Origin of the sequence: Streptomyces sp. NPDC004111 (assembly GCF_042874215.1) — a bacterium.
In the GTDB taxonomy this organism is placed as follows: domain Bacteria; phylum Actinomycetota; class Actinomycetes; order Streptomycetales; family Streptomycetaceae; genus Streptomyces.
In genome coordinates this window covers 220,834-238,761 of sequence record NZ_JBIAMU010000003.1, presented here as the reverse complement: position 1 = coordinate 238,761, position 17,928 = coordinate 220,834, and the positions used below count along the sequence as shown (strand labels likewise).

The 17,928-nt window shown below is 73.4% G+C and carries 14 protein-coding genes; 8 read left to right on the top strand and 6 right to left on the bottom strand.

Annotated features, from left to right (window positions below):
• From ACFYVL_RS08085 to ACFYVL_RS08075, 3 genes are all read left to right on the top strand, one after another.
• On the top strand, positions 1–963 hold the full coding sequence (locus tag ACFYVL_RS08085) for a sensor histidine kinase (protein WP_389242011.1): 963 nt from the start codon (positions 1–3) through the stop codon (positions 961–963).
• The gene (locus tag ACFYVL_RS08080; RefSeq protein ID WP_389242010.1) at positions 960–1,634 is read left to right on the top strand and encodes a response regulator; all 675 of its coding nucleotides are present in this window, start codon (positions 960–962) and stop codon (positions 1,632–1,634) included. Before ACFYVL_RS08085 ends, ACFYVL_RS08080 begins: the two co-directional genes overlap by 4 nt.
• Positions 1,635–1,824: 190 nt before the next feature.
• On the top strand, positions 1,825–2,355 hold the full coding sequence (locus tag ACFYVL_RS08075) for a flavodoxin domain-containing protein (protein ID WP_389242009.1): 531 nt from the start codon (positions 1,825–1,827) through the stop codon (positions 2,353–2,355).
• A gap of 12 nt (positions 2,356–2,367) precedes the next feature.
• Here ACFYVL_RS08075 and ACFYVL_RS08070 read toward each other — a convergent pair whose 3' ends face one another.
• The 3 genes from ACFYVL_RS08070 to ACFYVL_RS08060 form a co-directional block, all read right to left on the bottom strand.
• Positions 2,368–4,272, bottom strand: coding sequence for a PAS domain S-box protein (locus ACFYVL_RS08070; RefSeq protein WP_389242008.1), 1,905 nt, complete (start codon positions 4,270–4,272; stop codon positions 2,368–2,370).
• 89 nt (positions 4,273–4,361) lie between these two features.
• Positions 4,362–4,796: a hypothetical protein gene (locus ACFYVL_RS08065; protein ID WP_389242007.1), complete on the bottom strand. Its 435-nt coding sequence runs from the start codon at positions 4,794–4,796 to the stop codon at positions 4,362–4,364.
• Between the two features lie 202 nt (positions 4,797–4,998).
• The gene (locus ACFYVL_RS08060; protein ID WP_389242558.1) at positions 4,999–6,261 is read right to left on the bottom strand and encodes a PP2C family protein-serine/threonine phosphatase; all 1,263 of its coding nucleotides are present in this window, start codon (positions 6,259–6,261) and stop codon (positions 4,999–5,001) included.
• Positions 6,262–6,373: 112 nt separating this feature from the next.
• Between ACFYVL_RS08060 and ACFYVL_RS08055 the strand changes: the two genes are divergently transcribed.
• The gene (locus ACFYVL_RS08055) at positions 6,374–6,967 is read left to right on the top strand and encodes a MarR family winged helix-turn-helix transcriptional regulator (RefSeq protein WP_389242006.1); all 594 of its coding nucleotides are present in this window, start codon (positions 6,374–6,376) and stop codon (positions 6,965–6,967) included.
• 178 nt (positions 6,968–7,145) lie between these two features.
• Here ACFYVL_RS08055 and ACFYVL_RS08050 read toward each other — a convergent pair whose 3' ends face one another.
• Both ACFYVL_RS08050 and ACFYVL_RS08045 read right to left on the bottom strand, forming a co-directional pair.
• The gene (locus ACFYVL_RS08050; RefSeq protein WP_389242005.1) at positions 7,146–8,498 is read right to left on the bottom strand and encodes a PP2C family protein-serine/threonine phosphatase; all 1,353 of its coding nucleotides are present in this window, start codon (positions 8,496–8,498) and stop codon (positions 7,146–7,148) included.
• Positions 8,499–8,998: 500 nt separating this feature from the next.
• Positions 8,999–10,375, bottom strand: coding sequence for a glycosyltransferase (locus tag ACFYVL_RS08045; RefSeq protein ID WP_389242004.1), 1,377 nt, complete (start codon positions 10,373–10,375; stop codon positions 8,999–9,001).
• A gap of 197 nt (positions 10,376–10,572) precedes the next feature.
• Here ACFYVL_RS08045 and ACFYVL_RS08040 point away from each other — a divergent pair, with 197 nt between their 5' ends.
• Complete coding sequence (locus ACFYVL_RS08040) at positions 10,573–12,642, top strand: glycosyltransferase (RefSeq protein ID WP_389242003.1); 2,070 nt, start codon at positions 10,573–10,575, stop codon at positions 12,640–12,642.
• Between the two features lie 255 nt (positions 12,643–12,897).
• On the opposite strand, the gene ACFYVL_RS08035 is transcribed toward ACFYVL_RS08040, so the two are convergent.
• Positions 12,898–13,563, bottom strand: a complete 666-nt coding sequence (locus ACFYVL_RS08035) for an RNA polymerase sigma factor (protein WP_389242002.1) — start codon at positions 13,561–13,563, stop codon at positions 12,898–12,900.
• A gap of 463 nt (positions 13,564–14,026) precedes the next feature.
• On the opposite strand from ACFYVL_RS08035, the gene ACFYVL_RS08030 reads away from it, so the two are divergent.
• The 3 genes from ACFYVL_RS08030 (at position 14,027) to ACFYVL_RS08020 (ending at position 17,664) form a co-directional block, all read left to right on the top strand.
• Positions 14,027–14,788: an anti-sigma factor gene (locus ACFYVL_RS08030; RefSeq protein WP_389242001.1), complete on the top strand. Its 762-nt coding sequence runs from the start codon at positions 14,027–14,029 to the stop codon at positions 14,786–14,788.
• A 145-nt stretch (positions 14,789–14,933) separates the two neighbouring features.
• Positions 14,934–15,983: a MerR family transcriptional regulator gene (locus tag ACFYVL_RS08025; protein ID WP_389242000.1), complete on the top strand. Its 1,050-nt coding sequence runs from the start codon at positions 14,934–14,936 to the stop codon at positions 15,981–15,983.
• A gap of 376 nt (positions 15,984–16,359) precedes the next feature.
• A complete protein-coding gene (locus tag ACFYVL_RS08020) occupies positions 16,360–17,664 on the top strand; it encodes a lycopene cyclase family protein (RefSeq protein ID WP_389241999.1) in 1,305 nt (434 codons plus the stop codon).
• The last annotated feature ends 264 nt before the right edge of the window (positions 17,665–17,928 follow it).

The window sequence follows — 17,928 nt, the reverse complement described above, 5'->3', positions numbered from 1 at the left end:
TTGGCAGCTGCGGCGATCACGAGGGTGCCGCGGCGGCTGTGGCCCCTGTTTCTCGTGGCGGCCGTCGACGCGGTGGTCAGGTCCCCGGGGATGCTGGTCGCGGTCGCCTCGTACGTCGCCGCGACCACGCTTCGCCCGCGTCACCTGGCGGTGCTCACGGTGGCCGCGAGCCTGCTGGTGGTGGCGCCGAGGCCCGGTGTCGAGGTGGTCTCCGCGCTCGGCGGGGTGGCGCTGTTCGTCTGGCTCCCGGTCACCGGCGGGCTGTTGCGGAGCGCCCGCGGGCAGGTGGTGGCCGGGCTGCGCGAGCGTGCCGAGCGGCTGGAGCGGGAGCAGGCCGTCCGTACCGAGCGGGCACGTGTCCAGGAACGTGCCCGCATCGCCCGGGACATGCACGACGTACTGGCCCACCGGGTCTCGCTGATGGTGCTGCGCGCCGGGGCACTGGAGATCAGCGCCCCCGACGAGCGGACCGCGGCCGAGGCGGAGCTGATCCGGACCACGGGCAAGGAAGCACTCGCCCAGCTCAGGGCCGTACTGGGGGTCCTGACCGAGGCCGACGGCGACTCCTTCCAGCCGCAGCCGGCACTCGCCGACCTCGACCGGCTGCTCGACCAGTCCAGATCGGCCGGCGTCCCCGTCGAACGCCGCGACGAGGGCACCGCGCGCGAGGTGCCCACCATGGTGGAACACACCGTCCACCGCGTCGTGCAGGAAGCACTCACCAACATCCACAAGCACGCCGGCGGCGCCACCGCCCGCGTCGTGCTGCGGTACCTGCCCTCGGCCCTGGAGGTCACGATCAGCAACACCGCACCGCGAGGACACGCCCCGGCCATGCCCGGCAGCGGGCTCGGGCTCATCGGCCTCAAGGAGCGCGTCGAACTGCTCGGCGGCCGGTTCACGGCCGCCCCGGTCCCGTCGCCGACCGGAGGATTCGCCGTCCGCGCGGAGCTGCCGACATGATCCGCGTACTGATCGTCGACGACGAGGCCCTGGTCCGCACCGGGCTGCGCATGATCCTCGAAACCGCCGACGACATCGAGGTCGTCGCCGAGGCGGAATCCGGGGCGGCGGCCGTCACCTCCGTCACCAAGCACCGGCTGCACGTCGTCCTGATGGACGTACGGATGCCCGGCCTCGACGGGGTCGCCGCGCTGAAGGAGATCAACCGGCTGCCCGGTGCGCCCGCCGTCATCATGCTCACCACCTTCGACCGTGACGAGTACGTGCACGGCGCCCTGCGGGCCGGGGCCGCGGGATTCCTGCTGAAGGACACCGCACCGCGCGACCTGATCGCCGCCGTCCGCGCGGTCGCCGACGGCGGCGCCACACTCGCGCCGACGGTCACCAGACGGGTGCTCGACGCGTACACCGAGCAGCAGTCGCCCGACGCGTACGCCGCCAGGAAACGCCTGTCGGCCCTCACCGGCCGGGAGAGCACCGTCGCCGCCGCGGTCGCACGCGGCCTTTCCAACGCGGAGATCGCGCGCGAACTGGGGATGACGGAGACCACTGTCAAGGCCTATGTGAGCCGCGCGCTCACCAAGCTCGGCCTGTCCAACCGGGTGCAGATCGCCCTCCTCGTCCGCGACGCGGGCGGACCTGGGCGCGGGCCGGTTCCCGGGACGCGGTGACCGCCGGGGGAGCGGCGGTCGCGGCAACTCCCGCGCGCGGAGCCGGTCGTGAAGCAACGGCGGGCAGCCCGGCGCACCCGCGCGCGGAGCCGATCGGCCCCGTTCCCGGGACGTACGGCACCTCCACGGGGTGCCCCGCCCGCACGACGATGCGGGCAACGAGACGGGCGCAGAGCGCAGGGACGGAATCATGGACGTTCTGGTGGGATACGCGACGGCTCACGGCTCCACCCGGGAAATCGCCTGCCGGCTCGGCGGGCGGCTGGCCAAGTACGGCCACACGGTCGACGTACGGGCGATGGAGCGCGTCGAACGCCCGGACACGTACCAGGTGTTCGTCCTCGGCAGCGCGGTCCACGGCATGGCCTGGCTGCCCGAGGCCCAGGACTTCGTCCGCCGCAACCACCGGCTCCTCGGCGTCCGGCCGGTGTGGCTCTTCAGCGTCGGCATGCCCGGAGCACTGCGAGGGCCCTGGAAGCGGCTCGCGGACAGGGAAGCGCCGGTGATCCTCAAGAACCTGCCCCAACTGCCCCCGTTCCGCGGCCACCGGCTCCTCTCCGGAGTCATCGCCAGGGATCAGCTGTCCCGCGGCGGGCGGCTGCGCTTCCGCCTCATGGGGTGCCGCTACGGCGACTTCCGGGACTGGGCGGCCATCGAGGAATGGGCCGACCGCATCGCCCTCGACCTGGCACCGTGCGACTCCCGGCCCCCGGGCGGGTGACCCGCAGGGCGGTCACGCGTGGAGGGCCGACAGGGGCAGCGAGAACCACACGGCCTTGCCCTCGCGCGCGGGCAGGGCTCCCCAGGCGGTGGCCAGTTGGTCCAGCAGGGCCAGACCGCGCCCGGACTCGTCGTCGGGCGCCGCGGACCTCGCGTGCGGCAATACGGGGCTGCCGTCGCACACTTCGATGTGGAGTTCGTCCGAGGTACGTCGCAGCCGCAGCCGCAAGGGGGCGCAGGCGTGCCGCACCGAGTTGGTCAGCAGCTCGGAGGTCAGCAGACAGGCGAGATCGGCGAGGTCCCCGCACCCCCACTCCTCCAGCGCGGCGCGCAGGAACCGGCGCCCCTCTCCCACACTGACCGGCTCCGCGGGGAGCTGCGCGGACACGGCCGTCACCGGGGCGTCCGGGATCCGGGCGAGCAGCAGGGTGACGTCGTCGGCGTAGTACCTCGCGTCGGGGAGCAGTGAGGAGAGGACCGTGTCGGCGATCCGTTCCAGGCAGTGAGTGCCGGCGGTGGCCTTCTCCAGCGCCACGGTCAGGACGTCGAGCTGTTCCTCGATGTCACTGGTCGGGGTCTCCACCAGGCCGTCGGTGTAGAGCGCCAGTACGGCACCCGGAGGCACGCCGAGCCGGGTCTCCTGGTGGGGCACCTCACCCACGCCCAGCGGCACGCTCACCGGCACGGGGAGCCTGAGGACCTGTCCGTCGGGGTGCACGATCAGTACGGGCAGATGGCCCGCGGAACACACCGTCACAACGCTGTCGTCGGGGTCGAGCATCAGATAGCAGCAGGTGACGAGCTGGTCGGGCAGTTCGCTGACCACGGCGTCCAGGGCCTGCATGAGCTGCCAGGGCGGCATGCCCGTCTTCGCGAGGGCGTGGGACGCCGAACGCAGCTGGCCCATGACCGCCGCCGCCTCCAGACCGCGGCCCATCACGTCACCGATCAGCACCCCCACTCTGCCGCCGCCCAGAGCGATCAGGTCGAACCAGTCCCCGCCCACCCCCGGGCCCTGCCGGGCGGGGAAGTACCTGCTGGAGGTGGCCATTCCGGGCAGCGGAGCGGGCGAGCCCATCAGGCTGCGCTGGAGGGTCAGCGCTACGTGGCGCTGCTGTTCGTAGAGTTCGGCGAGCTGGACCTCCGCGGCCTTGCGCTCGCTCACGTCGCGGATGGCGGCGGACACGAGGGTGCCCTCGGGGGTTTCCAGAGGGCTGAGGCTGATCTCGACCGGGAACTCCCCGCCGTCCTTGCGCAGCCCGTGCAGGTTCAGCCCCGCGCCCATGGGGCGTACGCGGCGGTTGTCGATGTAGCCGTGCCGGTGGGACGGATGGTGGTGATGGAAACGCCGGGGCACCAGGACTTCCACCTGACGTCCCAGGAGTTCGTCTCGCCGGTAGCCGAAGAGGGCCTCGGTCTGCGCGTTGACGAGTTGGATGGTGCCGGCGTCGTCCACGATGACGATGGCGTCCGGGGCCGCCTCCAGCAGTGCGCGGAAGCGGGCGTCCGCCGCCTTGCGCTCGCTGACGTCCCGTACCGCGGCGGAGATGAGGAGCCCGTCGGGGGTCTGGAGCGGGCTGAGACTGATCTCCACCGGGAACTCGGCTCCGTCCCGGCGCAGCCCGTACAGCTCGAAGCCGGCTCCCATGGGCCGGAACTGATGGTTCGCGGAGTAGCCCAGCCGGTGGCCCGGGTGCTGGGCGCGGAAGCGCTCGGGGACGAGCATTTCGACCGGGTGCCCGAGCAGTTCGCTCCGGGGGTGCCCGAACAGCAATTCCGTCTGCGCGTTGACCAGGCGGATCACTCCGCCGTCGTCCACGATCACCATCGCGTCAGGTGCCGCTTCCAGAAGAGCACGAAACGGTTCTTCGGAGACGGATGTCCTGCGGGGGTGTGCTCTGCGCTCGCCCTGTTCCATGGCACATTTCAGCATTCGACGTCCCCCGTACAGGCGGCTTGTCAGGAAGCGGCCGGTTGTGCAACTTCCTGGTCCGAATGCGGGCCGAATCACCACCGTCCGCCGTCACCGAACCCGTCCACAGGACTCGGCGTGCCCAGACCCTCCGGACGGTGGCCTCCGCCCGGGGCGTCCGTCTTCTCGCCCGCGGTGACGATGCGCAGGGACAGCGAGTGGCGTGCGGCAAGGACCTGGGCGAGTTCCAGCACGCCGTGCGTACCGGCTCCGACGGGAGCGACGCGACGGAGATCGATGACGAGCTCGGTGAGTCCGGGCCGCACGGTGGCATGGAGCAGGCGGCCGAGACGGGGCTCGGAGGCAGGGCCGATGCGATGGTGGACCTCCAGGACGGTCCGGTCCCCGTACCGGCGCACCACGGCGAGCGGCGGCGCGACGGTCCGGCGCTCCGCCGAGGGATGGCGAGGACGTCGCGGAAGGCGGAGCACTCCTTCGGAGCGGGACGGCAGGCGAATGCTCCACGACATGGCTCCCCCTTGGTGCGCTGCCCTGCACACCTGCGCCCCGCGGCGCGCGGTGGAGGGCAGCCTGCCCGCTCCGGGGAGACGCCGCGCAGGGGCTGGTCGGTCACAGGCAAGGGCCGAACAGCCCCTTCCCCGGGCCGTGACCGCGCAGGGCGATGGCGGAACCGTCCGGGTCCCGCTCCGGGCGCCCGCGCACCGGGAGGGTTCAGTCCCGTGCCGCCGGTGAGGTCCGGTCGTCCGTGGGGCGCCCGTGCCAGTCGAGGCAGATGACCATGGCGTCGTCGCTGTCGGGGCCCGGCACGTGATGGGCCGCGAGTGCTTCGAGGACGGCCTGCGGGACCTGAGGGGCGGGCAGCAGGCGGGTTTCGGACAGTACCCGGGTGAGGGGACGGGCGCTGAAGAGTTCGCCCTGCGACGAGGTGGAGGCGTAGACACCGTCGCTGACGATGAGGAGCCGGTCGCCGGGCTCGACCGTGTGGTGCTGGGGGACGTAGTGGGTGTCCTCGAACATGCCGAGCGGCAACTGCGGCTCCAGCTCGATCGGTTCGGCCGTGCCCTTGCGCAGGCGCCAGATCTTCGGGGAGCCCGCGTCGATGACCTCGAAGGCGCCGGTGGCGAGGTCGAATTCGAACAGCAGGGCGGAGACGTACTGCTCGCCCTGGTGCTCGCCGTAGAGAGCCTGGTCGGCGAGGGCGGCCTGGTCCGCGAGGGAGAGACCGGCGCGGCGGGCGTTGCGCAGGGCGTTGATGGCGAGGTTGGTGAGGAGGGCGGCCTTGATGCCGTCGCCCATGCCGTTGGTGACGGTGAGGGTGAGGGTGTCGCCGGTGGTGGCCCAGTCGAAGTTGTCGCCGTAGATGGCGTACGCCGGCTGGAGCTGGGCGCCCAGGGTGTACTCGGGGCGGGTGCAGGAGCGGCCCGGGAGCAGCTGCCACTGCATCTCGGCGGCGAGCGTGAGGCGGGTGGCCCGGCGGGCCTGGAGGTAGAGGTCGGTGTCGCGGTCGGCGACGACGAGTTCGTGCGCCAGGACGTCGGCGAGCCGCACGAGTTCGTCGAGGACCTGCGGGGTGTCGTCCCCTTCGGGAAGAGCGAGGGACAGTACGCCGAGCCGGTCGCCGCGGACACTGACCGGCAGGTGCACGGTCACTTCGGGAACGGCTTCGGGCCGCCCGGCCGGCGTTCCCGGTGGCTGGGGCAGGTGTGCACCCGTCGGGTTCGGGTATCGGCCCTTGCAGACGAAGGGTTGCTGTGCTCCCAGTGCACGGCCGGGGTCGCTGTTGCGGATCGGTACCGACTCGGCGGTGTACGGCGGAACGGTGACGGGCTGGAGCATGGTCATGGCGTAGTCCGCCATCCACAGGTCGACCGCGGTCGCCCCGTACTGGTCGGCGCACACCGCGCGGACCGTGTCGACGAGAGCGTGCGGGGCCGCGCTGTGGAGGGCCGTGGCGGCGGTGGCGAAGCGGTCCATGAACGGGAAGGGCCTTTCTCGGAGGGTCGAAAGTTCGACTTTCATCAAGTTTCACTGCCAGACTGAGTGCCCGGCCGGCAGGGACGCCGGTGGGCTGAAGCGGAGATTCACGGTGCGGAGAACGGACCCTGCTGCCGAACACCCCTCGGGCGGCGAAGCCGCGGAGGCCGCGCGTGCGGTGGTCGAGCAGTTGGAGATGCTGTGGGAACGAGGGCGGGACGCGGTGCCGACCGCCCCGGTGTCCACGTCCCAGTTGCGCGTGCTGTACGTCCTGGAGCAGCGGGGCAGCCTCAATCTCCGCGAACTCGGTGACCACCTCGGGGCGGCCCCGTCCTCGGCCAGCAGGCTGTGCGACCGCCTCCAGGCGATCGGATACCTCGACCGCTCGTTCAGCACCGCCGACCGCCGTGAGGTGAGGCTGTGCATCACCTCACTCGGCCGTTCCTACCTCGCCGATCTGCGGGCCCACCGGGAGCGCGCGCTCGCGGCGACGCTCGGGGCGATGACGCCGCAGGAGCGGGACGCGCTGGCGCGCGGGCTCACCGCGTTCCGGCGGGCCCACCAGGCGGCCTCGATGCCGTCGAGTCAGAAGGGACCCGTCGCTCTGCGGAGCGAGCCGGACGAGGGCACGGGGGAGAGACCTTCGGGCCCGCACCGCGGCGCGGCGGTGCGGGGTGTTCACGAAGCGTCCTCCCGCACCGCCTAGCGTCAGGGGCGTGGGAGCGCCGCAACGGAAGAAATGGCGCACCTTGTCCTCACTCGTCCGGAGTCCGGCACCATGCCGGCTCGCGCTGATCCACGGCTGCGTCCCCGTGGCCAGTCGCAAGAATGTTGCCAGGCTTCATTGTTGTCAAACGGCAATTAAAGCGGACGGTGTTGGCCGCTCACGACATCCCGTGCGGTCGCTCTGCCGACCTGCCCTTCGGGGCGGGCGCGGGCGGCTGTCCGGGGTCCGCGGCGTCGTCCGGCAGCGGTGTTCCGTGAGGACGTGGTGTGAGGCGCAGGGCGAGGGCGAGGGTGTCGTCGTTGTGGAGCACCACCGTGTGCATGTCGGCGGCGATGGCCGCCGGGATCGCCGCGAGGGGCAGGGCCGCGTGCGCGCGGACGGCCGCGATCAGCCGGGCCTCGCCCTCCAGGGGGTCGCGGCGGCTCTCGGTGAGCCCGTCGGTGTAGAGGATGACTAAGTCCCCCGGTGCCAGCACTTCGTGCCGGAGGCGTTCGCTGCCCGGAAGCGGGTACCCCACCCCTCGGCCGCGTACCGACAGATAACGGGTGGTGCCGTCCTGGGCGCGCAGCAGCAGTGCGGGAGGGTGGCTGCCGTTGGCGAGCGTGAGCGCACCGGTCGCCGGATCGATCCGGGCCAGCAGCACCGTGGCCTGGAGTCCCGGTGCGATGGGGGAGAGCTGGCTGTCCACCTGCGCCAGGATCGACTCCAGCGGATGACCCTCCAGCGCGAGGGTGCGCACGGCGTGCGTCACCGCCAAGGCGCTGCGCGTGCTGCCGATGCCGTGCCCCAGGGCGTCGACGACGGTGATGTGCACCGTGCCGTCGGGCATCCGGAACCAGTCGTAGAGATCGCCGCCGGTCGGTGCGTTGGGGTCGGACGGCGCGTAGTGGACGGCCAGCTCCAGCCCGGCGACCTGCACGGCGGCGGGGCGCAGCGCGTCCTCCATGGCGAGCAGGGTCTTGCGCTGGGCCCACCGCAACTGCTCCTCGCGCTGCTCCAGTTGCAGGTAGAGGGCGAGTACTCCGTTGTTGGTCTGGGACAGTTCCTGCTCCAGCTGCTGCTGCTGTCGCTCAAGCCGGTCCAGGTGTGCCAGGGCCGCGCGCAGTTCCGACTCGTAGGCATCGATGTCGGAAGCCGTGGGCGATCCCTGCCGTGGGGAGGGGAGGTGTGCCTGAGGGCCCTCCGGCAGGGCGATGTGCCACGAGGCGGAATCCGGGGACGTGTGTGTCGGGGCCAGGAGAATGTCCTCCGGGCCGGGCTCGGCGCAGGCGCTCAGCCCTGCCAGAGTGAGCACGGCCTGCCCGGTCGTCGCCGGGCCGCTGTGGGTGAGCGTGACGGGGAGACCCGCGCGGAGGGTGCCCGCCGCCAGGGTGCTCACCGTCAGGACGAGCCGCGCGGCCGTCTCGCGGGGGAGACGGTGGACCAGGGCGAGGCGCCGGGCCTCCTGCCGCAGGGCGGGCAGGGAGTTCAGTGGCGCGCCGACGCGCTGGGGCGGGCTTCCTCCGGTCACCGGGAGCCCGTACGGTGCGTGCGCCGGCGGTCGGCAGTGCGCCCTGCCACAGGGAAAGCTGATGGTGGTCCGTCGCCGATCTTCATCGCGCACCCCTCGCGTCGGGTTGGCTGAGGACGGGTCGGATCCCGCAGCCGTTGCAAGCTAAACTGTTGCCGTACGACAAATGAAACCACAGGGTGCTGTGGGTGATCGGCACGGGGCGAGGGTGGGGGAGCTTCGACGCTCCGTCCTGCTTTCGATGCGCGGCCCTTCCACACTGTGCGGCGCGCTGGACAGTGGAGGGGGCAGGGAGGGCTCCCGGCCGAGGTTGTCGAGCGACGTCAAGTACCGCAGGCCGAAAGTGACTTCGCGCCGTCGCCGTACGCCTGCGCCATTGCGGGCACATGCGATTCCGGTGAGGTGCGTCATCGAAGGGTCGACCCGGACACTTCCACAGTCGTCCCGGCGGCCCCGGGCGGTTACTGGTTCAGGAACCTCCCGCAGACACGGCCCCGTGCCTACCGGCTGCCCTCCGCGCCGACGCCCGCACCGGTTTCCGGTGCCCGTCCCGCACCGGCCCCGCCCATGATGTCCAGCAGGCGGGCCGCCGCACGGTCGGGGCCGCCGGAGCGCAGGTGACGTGCCCAGCCCGCCACGCCGCGGGCGAGACGGTACACACGGTCGAGTGCTGCCGTGACCTCCTCCGGAGCGAGGCGGTTGGGGTCGCGGACCACCCCCACGGCTGCTCGTTCCGCGTCGTGGGCGATGGCGAACTGGTCGCTGGAGAAGGGCAGTACGAGAGCCGGGACCCCGGCCCGCAGGCATTCGGTGAAGGAGTTGTTGCCGCCGTGATGGACCATCGCGTCCACATGGGGCAGCAGGGACTGCTGGGGCACCGACGGGAGTACGACGACGCGGTCGGACACCAGGTCCGCGAGCGCCTCCGACCGTGCGCCCGCCGCGGCGACGACCGCCACCCGGTCGTCGCCGGCCAGCGCCCCGCGCACGACGGTCCGTACGACGTCGTCGCGGGCCGTGAGGAACGTGCCGAGGGCGACCAGGACGATGCGGTCGGCCCGCTCGCGCAGCCGTGCCAGCCGGTCCGCCCACGCGTCGTCGAGCGGCGCGGTGGGCCCCGCCATGTGTCCCGCGTACACGTGCTCGGGGCCCGGCTGCGGCGCGGGCAGCCACGACAGCCGCGGGTAGGCGTACACGACGGCGTGCGGCGACGTCAGGGCGAAGGCGCGGTCCACACCTGCCGCCCCCGGCGCCCGCTCACGCACGAACCTGTCGAACAGAGCCGTGAACTCCCGGTCGTTGCGGCGTGCCACGGCCCGCAGCCGGGTCAGGTCCCCAAGGCCGAGCCGCAGGGCCTCCGGCCAGGCGTAGGGAACACCGAACCAGGCGTCGTCGCCGTCGAGCACGTAGGTCGGATGCCCGGGGCAGTACGTCGCGTACGGCAACCCCAGGCAGTGCAGGGCCAAGGTCGCCGCGTAGCTGAGCTGGTCCACCACGTACCAGTCGGGGCGCAGCCGCCCGTCGAGCTCCGCCAGGGCAACGAACACACCCGCGGGGTCGGCCATCATGTCCGCACGGCGATGCCGGGCCTGTGTCATCAGGGCCGGGACGGCTCCCGCCCGGGTGGCCCGCAGGAACTCGGCGAGCCGGGCGCTCTCGGAGGCCCCCTGCGGCGTGGTCTCGGCCACCCCCGTGTTCGCGTTGCGCGTGACGCCCAACGGTTCGAAGCGCGCACCGGAATCCTTCGCCAGGTCCTCGAACGCCTCCGTGCACGCGAAGAACACCTCCGCTCCCCGGTCCCGCAGGGCGGCTGCCAGGGCCGACAGGGGTCGGGCGTGGGAGAGGAACGGCGGACTGACGATCACAACGCGAGGCATGGTCCCTCTACGGCCCCGCCCCGGCATCCGGATGCGCCCACCGGCGAGGACCCGCCGGGCGCGGGCCCACCCCACCCGCCGGGGCCGGTCGCACGGTGCGGGGCCGTTGGGAACGTACGTCGTCGCGCCCGTGCATCTGGGCGGCACCCGTCGGCCGTAGTACGCAGCGTCCCGTGTTCCGTCGTGAAGGAGACCAGGTGGCCGCCGCCCCAGCCCACCAGTTGGACACCCCGGTGGTGCTGTCGTCCGAGGAAGAACCGGACCGGCTCGTCGCGGCCCGGCAGGCGTTCTTCGCCGGACCGCACACCTACGTGCCGCGCACGGTCGGCCGTCCGCCCGCCGGCTACCTAGAACGTCTTCTGGCAGCCGAGTACGGCCGGCCCCGGCCGCATTCCGTGCCGACCGCGCCGGACCGCCTGAGCCGCGAGGACGCGGCGGTGGCCTCCTTGCGCCGGTTCTGCCGTCTGCACCTCTCGCTCACCCCGGAGGCGCTGCTCGCCCACGCGCGGGGAGGCCGGCGCGCCTTCACGGTGCTCGCGGAGCTGTGGCCGGAGACGGTGCGCAGGCACGGAGCGGACCACGCCGAGGAAGTGCTGCGCGACCTGCTGCTGCGCGGTCGCTGCGACCCCGTTCGCCTGGCGTTCCTGCTGGACTGTGCCGAATCGGCCGACCTGCGCCCCCTCTCCGCCGCGGAGGCGGTCGTGCTGGTCCCGGCCGGGGACCGGACAGCCCGCCACGCACTGTGGCGCTACCTGCACCACCTTCCCGGCGGGCCCGCCCACCTGCCCGGCACCGGAACCGCCACCGACTCCTACGAACGCCTGCTCCTCGACCCCCCTGACAGGCTCACCGACGGCGAGTGGACCGGCACCGGGCTCGTCGTCGCACAGAGCATGCTCCAGGGCGGCCTCGACACCCCCGGGCAGGGAGCCAGCGGCGGGATGTCCGTCCTGCTGGGCGGGGTCGGGGACGAACTCGCCCGCACCGAAGGCATCGCCTCGGTCGTCACCGTCGTCACCGCCGGACGTGAGGACCTGCGGCGCGAACCCGCGCTGCTGCGGGCACGCCGACCGGGCCACTGGGTGCTGCGGCTGCCCGTCGACGCCCCCGGGGCACCGCAGCCCGACGAGTGGCCCGCACACCGCGCCGCGCTCGTCTGGTGGGCCGTCCGCCTCCTGCGCGCGCTGCCGCGCCCCGCCGGAGTGTTCCATCTGAGATTCGCCGACGACGGCAGCCTCGCCCTCGCGCACGCGGCGGCCCGTACCGGTGCGCGGATCTGCTTCACCGCCGCCCCGGACCCCCATCGGACGCTGGCCCGGACGTACGCAGACACGGTTCTGCCGGACGCCGGAGCGGACCGGCGCCTGCGCGCCGACCTGCACCGGGTGTTCTGCGCCGACCAGCTGGTGGACCGGGCGGACACCGTGATCGGTATCCCCGGCAGGCCCGGAACCGGCGAACTCCTGCGCCACTTCCCTGCGCTGGCCCACCGCTACGGCCTCGCCGGGCCGACCGCACCGCCCGAATGCGTCGCCTTGTACGAACCGGCGGACGACGAGCCGGTGCGCAGGCGGCGGATGCTGGACAGCCTCTACGCCGACGGCGACCGCCCGTACGCGTTGGCACCGGCCGACCGGTCGCTCCCCCTGCTGCTGTGCGTCGGCCGCCTCCATCCGGTCAAGCAGCAGGACCTGCTCGTACGGACCTGGCTCGGTACGCAGTTGTGGCGCAGGTCCACCCTGGTGCTCATCGGCGGCGGCACGGACCGGCCCACCGCGGCCGAACAGGAGATGCGCGAGGCACTGGGGACACTGCTCACCGGGCAGCACGCGGCGTCCCGACGGCTGGCGATGCTGCCGGCCATGCCGAACGACGAGGTCAGGCGGCTGGAGCGGGCGCTCGCCGACCCTGCCGGGGGCGTTCCGGCCTGGTACGTCTGCCCGAGCGCGAAGGAGGAGTTCGGGATCGCCGTGCTGGAGGCCATGGAAGCGGGCCTGCCGGCCGCGGGGCCCCTGAACGGGGGAGTGGGGCACTACCTGGCCGACGGCGTGAACGGCCTGCTGATGGACACCTCGTCCGCCGTCGGCCTCGCCCGTGGCCTGCGGCGGCTCGTCACGCTGTCGGAGACGAGGCGCGAGGCGATGGGTCGGGCCGCCCGGAGCACGGTGGTGGGCGCGTACTCGGTGACCGACATGGCCACGGCCCTGGCCCGCGAGTACCGGACTGTCGCCGAGGAGGACGCGAGGGACGCCGCGCCGCGGCCGTGATGCGACAGGTGCAGCGAGGCGGGGCGGGCGTGGCGCGGACCTGCCCCGCCGCCCGCCGCTCCCGCCGCCCGCCGCTTCCGGTGCAGGACCGGCTCCGGTGACGACCGGCTCCCGGTGAACGGCCGGTTGTCGGCGAAGGACCGGTTCTCGGTGCGGGACCGGCTGCCGTCGTCGGGCCGGAACGGCAGCCCGACCGTCACGGGTCGCCCCGTCGACGCGTAGCCCTTTCGGCGCGCGCAGCACCGCATCCGGGACTCATGCCTGGTGCGCGGGCGTCTCGCTGTCCCTGCGCAGCGCGCTCAGCGCGCGGCGGATGTGGCTCTTCACGGTTCCCAGCGGAAGTTCCGTCTCCCGGGCGATCTGAGTGTGTGTCAGGTCTCCCCAGATCGCCAGGCCCAGCAGCCGCCGCTGTACGGGGGACAGGTGGCTCAGCTTCTCCAGCAGCAGGATGCGCGTGAGCGCCTCCTCGCTCTCGTTGTGCTGCGGGTGACGCAGCGCTTCCTCCTGCTGCGCGGTGGCCATTCCGACGAGCCTGGCCCGTCGGGACCTGGCGGCGAGACCGTCGGCGATCGAGTGCCGCGTGATTCCCACCAGCCACCCGCCGAGCGAACCCTTGGCGGGGTCGTATCCGCCGCGCCCGCGCCAGGCGGCGTAGAACACCTGCTGGGTGGTGTCCTCGGCGTCCTGCGGGTCGCGCAGCGCGCGCAGGGCCAGCGAGTACACCAGAGAACCCCACCGCTCGTACGCCGCGGCCAGCGCGGCTTCCTCGCCCCGGGCCAGTCCCGCGACGATGGCCGCCTCCGCGGCGGAATCGTCCTGCGCCGGATCGGGCCCGGGAGCGGCGGGCCCGGGTGCGGCGGGAGCAGGGGCGGGGCGTGCGGCGGTCAGTGAGCAACGCCGGGACGGCAGAGCTGTGGACATGGTGCACTCCTCGCGAATCAAGCCTGGTGGCGACGTGACCAACGTTCGGCGCACCACTCCGAAGGCCCAAGTCGCATCGGTTTAGCATCGCAATTCGGTGGTCGGTGACCTGCCCTGCGGCCCGGCCCGCGCGATGCCTGCGGGCGTCCCACCGGGACCGCTTTCCGCGAACCGGTTCCGGGGCGCCCGTGGTTTCCGAGCAGCGGTTTCCGAGACGTGTTCGGGGAATCCGCATCCAGCGCCGGGCGGACACCGGTAGTACCCGGTACCGCTTGCCCGCCCCGGGCAGGCCCGTCCCGAGGGGCTCCACGATGAGCGACAGGCCGCGGTCCGGGTGCCGGTCCGCCGTCCCCACCGAGCCCCGGCCGCAGCCCTTCACGGGCCTACTCGCCGCCCGGCGGCCGAGGGCGCTCCCCCCTGAGCCCCGCCACGTCCGGCGCATCCTGCTCGCGCGGAGGCCCGCATGCCCGACCACCTGGACTTCGACGAGCTGGCCGAGATCTCCCTCGCCCCGACCGACGCCCCCGTGCTCACTCCGTACCAGCGCACCCACCTGCGACTCTGCGCCTGCTGCCGCGGCGAGCTCGACGAACTGCGTGAACTGATCCGTGCGGCACGCGGCATCACCAGGGAAGACCTGCTCGTCGAACCACCGGCGACCGTATGGCGGTCAGTTGCCGCGCGCGTCCGGCTCGACGAGGGAGCCGGGCTACCCGCGTCCCCTTCCGGCCCGGTGGGCGACGAACCGCCAACAAGCCCCGGTACGGCGGCGTCCGCGCGCTCACGCCGTACGACGCTCCTGCCGATCGCCGTGGCCCTGGCCGTCGGGATGCTGCTGGGCGGCGCGGCGGCCCACGGGTACCTCGACGACGATCCGGTACCGGCGACCGCGGGAGCCCGTCGCACCCTCGTGGCGGTCCACCCGGCACGACCGGTCGGCGGCAGCGTCCGGGTGGAGGAGGACGCCAAGAGCGGACGCCACGTCAGCTTCCAGGTGACGGGCCTGCCCAGCACCGCTGGCTACTATGAGGTGTGGCTGATGGACCCAACCCGACGGAAGCTCATCGCGATGGGTGTTCTGGGTGCCGACGGCACGGCCACCCTGCCCGTGCCCCACGCGGTGGATCTTGCCGAGTATCCCCTCTTCGACATCTCCGAGGAGCACGACGACGGCGATCCCGCGCATTCCGGCAAGAGCGTGCTGAGCGGCGGCCTGCCCCGCTGACGACGAGACCGCGGGACTGCTGCGGGGCGGCGTGCACCGGCCGGTGCGGGGGCACTTCCCCGCTCGCTCCCGTGGGCCGGCCGCTGAGCGCGACGACGGGCGGCTGTCGGGGCGGTGAGGCCGCGGCGCCGCGAACGGCCACGTCGTGAGCACGGCCGCGGAGGAGCAGGACGGCATCGGGTTCTCCACCGGTGAGGTGGCACGACGGCTGGGGGTCTCGCCCACCACCGTCCGCTCGTGGGACCGGCGTTACGGCATCGGCACCGGAGTGCGGACGCAGGGCAACCACCGCCGCTGGAGCGCGGACGACATGGCCTGCCTGGAACGTATGTGCGCGCTGACCGCCACGGGGGTGCCGCCCGCCGAAGCGGCCCGGCTGGCATCCGCCGCACCGGCCCCGGCCGATACGCGCGAGCCCGCCCCGGACGCCCGGCCGCCACTCCCGCAGGACACCCGTACGAGTGCGGGCGGCAGCCGGGCCGGAGGCGGCCTGCCACTCGGCAGCGTGCGGGCCGAATGCCGGGGCGTCGCCAGGGCCGCGTTGCGCCTCGACGCGGGCGCCCTGGACGAGTTGCTGACGGCCGTCATACGGGACCTCGGACTGATCACGGCCTGGACCGAAGTGATCATGCCCGCACTGCATGCCGCAGGGCGGAAGTGGGAGGGGGAGCCCGACAGGTACGTCGAGGTCGAGCACTTCCTGTCCTGGCACGTGTCCGGCGCCCTCCGGCGTGCCGGCCCTCCGCTCTCCCCCGGTCAGGCACGCGGCGTCGTCACCCTGCTGGCCTGCATGCCCGGGGAGAACCACACGTTGCCGCTGGAAGTCCTGGCGGCCTCCCTGACCGAACGCGCCCTTCCGGTGCGCATGTTCGGCGCCGCGCTGCCCTCCCAGTGCCTCCTCGGCGCAGTGGAGCGGACCGGCCCCGTCGTCGTGGGCCTGTGGGCACAGTCCCGGGGCACCGCCGACCGCGTCCTCGCCGAGCGCGTCGCGGGACTCCAGTGGGGGCCGCAGGGAGCGCGCCGCAACCCGGTGGTTCTCGCGCTGGGGCCCGGTTGGCCCAGCGCCTCGGGGTTCGCGCGCCCGCCGGGACTCGCGGAGGCGGTCACGGCGGTGGAGTCGCGCGTGACGGAGTACCGGGCTCGCCGCGGACGGCGCTTCGCCGCGCGCGCCGACGAACCAGGCGCGGCCGGCTGAGGGGAGGGCCCCGTTCGGCGATCCGGCTGAGGGGACGCCCCTGTTCGGCGATCCGGCTGAGGGGGCGGTCCCGTTCGGCGATCCGGCTCAAGGAGCCCACCCGGCGCTTCCGGGCGCCGCGCCCCGGGGCGGCGCGCCGGGCGGCGGCGTTGCGCCATGGCCTCGCGGCGGTCCGGGCGGCCCGGCGCGAGCCCGTACGTACGGCGTGAACACCGGGCACGACGTCGTCGGCCGACCCCTCCTGCCCCGGGCCGAGGTGGCCGAACGCGGCCGATCTTCCGCGCGCCCCGTCGATGTGCATCCGATCGGGCCTCCCGTACGGAATGCTGATCGACCGGCTCTTCGGCGCGAGAGGAACGGACGGAGGCACACCCCCTTGCACCCATCGCACCAGTCGGCCCGACGCACCCCCGAGACCCAGGACTTCGACACGGAGATCGCCGTCATCGGCGCCGGAGCGGCAGGGCTCTCCCTCGCCGACCGACTCTGCGCCCCCGACGCCGGCCGCCGCAGGCCCGAGCTGACGCTGATCGACGCGCCGCCGGGACCGTTGCGGCCACCGGAGCGCACCTGGTGCTTCTGGGAGGAGCCCGGCGGCGCGTACGACGACGTACTCACCGCCTCCTGGGACCGGCTGAGGCTCCGCGGACGCGGCGGGGACATCGTGGACTGCACCCTGGCCCCCACCCGGTACAAGATGCTGCGCTCGACGGACTTCGAACGGCTGGTGGACGCACGGCTCGACAAGGCCCCCGGGCTGCGGCGCACGGTCGCCACGGTCCACGGCATCGACGACCTGCGACCCGGCGCCGTCGTACGGGGGACCACCGCCGAGGGCACACCGCTGCGCCTGCGGGCCCGGTGGGTCTTCGACTCGCGCCCGCCGCGCACCCTCCCGCCGTACCGGACGCTGCTGCTCCAGCACTTCCGGGGCTGGTTCGTCCGCACCCGGAAGCCGCGCTTCGACCTCGCCACCGCCGACCTGATGGACTTCCGCACCCCGCAGCCCGCCCACGGGCTGTCCTTCGGGTACGTGCTGCCCCTCGGCCCCGACGAAGCACTGGTGGAGTACACCGAGTTCTCCCCGCAGCCCCTGGACGACGCGGGCTACGACCGGGCGCTCCACGACTACACCTCGCGGGTCCTGGGCCTTGGCGCGTTCGAGGTGACGGGGACCGAACAGGGGGTGATCCCCATGACGGACGCCCGCTTTCCGCGGCGCGTCGGCTCCTCGGCCTTCCGGATCGGCACCGCGGGCGGCGCCACCCGCCCCTCCACCGGCTACACGTTCGCCGCCGTGCAACGCCAGAGCAGGGCCGTCGCGGACGCCTGGGCCCGGGGCCGGCCGCTGCTGCCGCCCCCCGCCTACCCCTCGCGGGCGCGGGCCATGGACTCGGTTCTGCTGCGCGCCCTTGCCACCGGGCGGCTGGACGGGGCGCGGTTCTTCACCCAGCTCTTCCAGGGAGCGGGACCGGAGCGGATGCTGCGCTTCCTGGACGGCCGCACCTCCTGGCACGAGGACTTCGCCGTCGGACTGCGCACCCCGGTCCTGCCGATGCTGCGCACGGTGGCCGAACTGCCCCTGCTGCGCAGGCGCCCGGACGGCCGCACACGAAGGAGCCGGACCACGCGCCACGAGGGGGACGGGCCGACGCCCCCGGGAGCCGGATGCCCCGCATGACGACGTGTGCCCGCGCCTTCGGGAGCCGGACGCCCCGCATGGCGCCACGCGCTCCCGCCCTTGGGAGCCAAATGCCCCGCATGACGCCACGTGCCCGCGCCCTCGGGGACCGGATGCCCCGCATGACGATGCGTGCCTGCCCTCTCGGGAGCCGGACGCCCCGCACGACGCCACGCGCTCCCGCCCTTGGGAGCCGGATCCCCCGCACGACGACACGTGCCCGCTCCCTCGCACTCCCGCACCCACCCCGCGACCCCCGCCCCC

Excerpts from the sequence above, each read along its gene's own strand:
- ACFYVL_RS08080 (WP_389242010.1), top strand. The coding sequence starts at position 960 with ATGATCCGCGTACTGATCGTCGACGACGAGGCCCTGGTCCGCACCGGG.
- ACFYVL_RS08075 (WP_389242009.1), top strand. The coding sequence starts at position 1,825 with ATGGACGTTCTGGTGGGATACGCGACGGCTCACGGCTCCACCCGGGAA.
- ACFYVL_RS08070 (WP_389242008.1), bottom strand. The coding sequence starts at position 4,272 with ATGGAACAGGGCGAGCGCAGAGCACACCCCCGCAGGACATCCGTCTCC.
- ACFYVL_RS08065 (WP_389242007.1), bottom strand. The coding sequence starts at position 4,796 with ATGTCGTGGAGCATTCGCCTGCCGTCCCGCTCCGAAGGAGTGCTCCGC.
- ACFYVL_RS08060 (WP_389242558.1), bottom strand. The coding sequence starts at position 6,261 with ATGGACCGCTTCGCCACCGCCGCCACGGCCCTCCACAGCGCGGCCCCG.
- ACFYVL_RS08045 (WP_389242004.1), bottom strand. The coding sequence starts at position 10,375 with ATGCCTCGCGTTGTGATCGTCAGTCCGCCGTTCCTCTCCCACGCCCGA.
- ACFYVL_RS08035 (WP_389242002.1), bottom strand. The coding sequence starts at position 13,563 with ATGTCCACAGCTCTGCCGTCCCGGCGTTGCTCACTGACCGCCGCACGC.
- ACFYVL_RS08030 (WP_389242001.1), top strand. The coding sequence starts at position 14,027 with ATGCCCGACCACCTGGACTTCGACGAGCTGGCCGAGATCTCCCTCGCC.